The organism is uncultured Methylobacterium sp., from assembly GCF_964251405.1.
Lineage (GTDB): Bacteria > Pseudomonadota > Alphaproteobacteria > Rhizobiales > Beijerinckiaceae > Methylobacterium.
On record NZ_CAXUJR010000153.1, the window covers coordinates 1 to 3566 of the forward strand.

The window sequence follows — 3566 nt, forward strand, 5'->3', positions numbered from 1 at the left end:
ACCTTCTGTCGCACCTGCGGGACGCGGCAAGGGGGCGTGCGGATCTTGGGCGAGCCCGAGAGCGGTCGCGTCGGATATGCGCCAGACCGTCGTCGCTCCAGTCGCCCCAACGCGTTGATTTCCACCTCGACTCCCAAGGACCATCGCACGATGTCGCGTCTCGCCCTCGCCGTCCTCCTCGCAGGAACGCTCCTGGCTGCGCCCGCCCAGGCCCAGACCCTCCGGTTCGGCCTGATGGAGGATCCCGACGCCCTCGACCCGACTTTCGCGCGCACCTTCACGAGCCGCATGGTCTTCGCCGCCCTTTGCGACAAGCTCGTCGATATCGGCCCGGACCTGAAGCCGGTGCCCCAGCTCGCCACGTCTTGGAGCCTGTCGGAGGACGAGAAGGTCCTCACGATGACGCTGAGACCCGGCGTGACCTTCCATGATGGCGAACCGCTCAACGCGGCGGCCGCCAAGTTCAGCATCGAGCGCCACCTGAAGACGCCGGGCTCACAGCGCCGCGGCGAGATCGCGCCCATCGACACCGTCGAGGTCGTCGACGACCTCACCTTCCGCATCAACCTGAAGACGCCGTTCGCACCGCTCCTGGCGCAGTTCACCGATCGCTCGGGCATGATGGTCTCGCCGAAAGCCGCCCAGGCGCTCGGCGACAAGTTCTCGACGGCGCCGGTCTGCGCCGGTCCGTTCAAGTTCGTGGAGCGCGTGCCCCAGGACCGGATCGTTGTGGAGCGCTACGACGGCTACTGGAACAAGGACCAGATTCAGATCAAGCGCATCGAGTTCCGGCCGATCCCCGACGGCACCGTGCGGCTCACCAACCTCCGCTCGGGCCAGCTCGACCTCCTGGAGCGGCTGGCGCCCAATGACCTCGCTCAGGTGAAGCGCGACGCCAAGCTCAAGGTCGGCTCTACGGTGGAGCTCGGGTTCCAGAGCATCGTCTTCAACCTCGCCAAGGATACGCCACTCGCCACCGACCCGCGCGTACGCGCCGCCTTCGAGGCTGCTATCGACCGCAATGCCTTGAACCAGGTGGTCTTCAACGGCGAGTTCGTGGCGGGCAACCAGTGGGTCCAACCCAAGAACCCGAACTACGTCGCCGAGTACCCGATCCCGAAGCGCGACATCGCCAAGGCGAAGGCGCTGCTGGCCCAGGCGGGAGTGAAGAACCCGGTCGTCAACCTCACCGTCTACGCCAACAGCGAGGCGCCGCTGGTGGGCCAGGTCATCCAAGCGATGACCAAGGAAGCCGGCTTTGATGTACGCCTGCAAGCCACCGACTTCACCACGGCGCTGGATCTCGCCGACAAGGGCAACTTTGAAGCCTATCTCTACAACTGGAGCGGCCGGCCCGACCCCGACGGCAACACCTTCAGCTTCCTCGCCTGCAAGACGCCGTTGAACTACTCACGCTACTGCAATCCGGAAGCCGAGGCCGCCATGACGGCCGAGCGGGCGAGCACCGAAACGGTCAAGCGCAAGGCCGCCTGGAAGGCGCTCGCCGACCGGACCCAGGCCGACCGGCCCTTCGTCTACCTCTTCCACCGCCGCCTGCTCTGGGCCTTCAGCACGAAGCTGTCGGGTTTCGGCGAGTATCCGGACGGTCTCGTGCGCTACACCGGGCTGAAGCTCGATTGATGGGGATCGCGACGAGACTCGCCTCCCCGCATCCAAGTCGGGCAGGCCCAACTTGGGCACCCTATCCGCGGAACTCGGGAACACCCGGGATCCATGGGGGAGGAGAGGGCCGCGCCGACGCAAGGACGGTTCAAGGCATGAATAACAAGGCATGAAGAATCAGCAAAAGGCCGCCCCATGCTGAGCTTTCTCGCCCGACGTCTCGCCATCGCGGTGCCGACGCTGATCATCGCCTCGATGATCATCTTCGCCCTGCAACAGCTGCTGCCGGGCGACACGGCGACCGCCCTGTCGGGCGAGGAACGCGACCCCGAGGTCATCGCCTTCATCCGCGAGAAGTACCACCTCGATCGTTCGTTGCCCGTACGCTACGCGTACTGGGCGCAAGATGTATTGCGGGGCGATCTCGGCGAGTCGATCCGGCTGCAGCAGCCGGTGAGCGCGCTCATCGCCGAGAAGCTTCCGGTGACGCTCCAGCTCGCCTGCATGGCCATGCTGATCGCGCTGATCATCGGCGTGCCCATGGGCATTCTCTCGGCGGTGAAGCAGGGTCGGACAGCCGACTACGTCGCCAACGGGATCGCCCTGTGGGGTCTCTCGATCCCGAACTTCTGGCTCGGCATCCTGATGATCCTGTTCTTCTCGGTCTATCTCGGCTGGCTGCCGGCCTCGGGCTACGTGCCGCCGAGCGAGAGCTTGGCCGAAAACCTCAAGGCGATGATCATGCCCGCCTTCGTGCTCGGCAACGCCATCGCGGCGGTGATGATGCGCCACACCCGGGCGGCGATGCTGCAGGTACTCCAGAGCGACTACGTCCGCACGGCGCGGGCCAAGGGCGTGGCGCCTCTCGCGGTGATCATCCGCCACTGCCTGCGCAACGCGGCGGTGCCCATCATCACCCTGGGGGCGCTGGAATTCGGGCAGCTCCTGTCGGGAGCGATCCTCACCGAGCAGATCTTCTCGGTTCCGGGTTTCGGCAAGCTCATGGTCGACGCGGTGTTCAACCGCGACTACGCCACCGTCCAGGGCGTCGTGATCTGTACCGCCGCCACCTACATCGTGCTCAACCTCCTGGCGGACGTGGCCTACGTCCTCGTCAATCCGAAGCTGCGCCAGGCATGAGTGGATCCGCGACGATCGAAGCCACCCCCGCCCGTGCAAGCCCGGAGCCCGGGACGCTTCGGGCGTTCTGGCACCGGCTGAGGAGGCGCCCGAGCGGCGTGCTCGGCCTCGCCGTGGTCGTCGCGCTGATCGCGGTGGCGCTCCTCGCCGACGTGATCTCTCCCTACGACCCGTCAGCGACGGACTGGGGCGCGGTCCGCGCCGCGCCGAGCCTCGAGCATCCTTTCGGCACCGACGAGGTCGGGCGCGACCTGCTCTCGCGCATCATCCACGGCTCCAGGGCGTCGCTCGCGGCGGGCCTGACCTCGGTGGCGCTGGCCGTCGCGCTGGGCCTCCCGCTAGGGCTGCTGGCGGGGTACGCGGGCGGCATCGTCGACGGCGCCATCATGCGCCTCACCGACGCGCTGCTCGCCATCCCGTTCCTCATCCTCGCCATCGCGCTCGCCGCCTTCCTCGGCCCCAGCCTCACCAACGCCATGGTGGCGATCGGGCTTTCGGCGACGTCGATCTTCGTGCGGCTGTCGCGGGCGCAGGTGATGGCGATCAAAGCGGAAGAGTTCGTCGAATCGGCCCGCTCGGTGGGCAACCCGCCCTGGCGGATCGCTCTGCGACACATCCTGCCCAACATCGTCCCGGCCATCCTCGTCCAGGCGACGCTGACCATCGCGGCCGCGATCATCGCCGAGGCGAGCCTGTCCTTCCTCGGGCTCGGCCAGCAGCCGCCGGCCCCCTCCTGGGGCTCGATGCTCAACGTGGCCAAGAACTTCCTCGACCAGGCGCCCTGGATGGCGATCTGGCCCGGC

3 protein-coding genes are annotated in these 3566 nt (G+C 67.2%); all 3 read left to right on the plus strand.

Annotated elements, in window-relative coordinates:
• The first annotated feature begins 150 nt into the window (after window positions 1-150).
• Window positions 151-1641 (plus strand): ABC transporter substrate-binding protein, encoded by a 1491-nt coding sequence (locus tag ACFE7U_RS17420; RefSeq protein WP_375410969.1) that lies wholly within the window; start codon window positions 151-153, stop codon window positions 1639-1641.
• Between the two features lie 177 nt (window positions 1642-1818).
• Window positions 1819-2763 carry an ABC transporter permease gene (locus tag ACFE7U_RS17425; protein ID WP_375410970.1) on the plus strand — a complete coding sequence of 315 codons (945 nt, stop codon included), beginning with the start codon at window positions 1819-1821 and terminating at the stop codon, window positions 2761-2763.
• Window positions 2760-3566: ABC transporter permease (locus tag ACFE7U_RS17430; protein ID WP_375410971.1), on the plus strand; the 807-nt coding region annotated here is incomplete at its 3' end. The genes ACFE7U_RS17425 and ACFE7U_RS17430, both read left to right, overlap by 4 nt.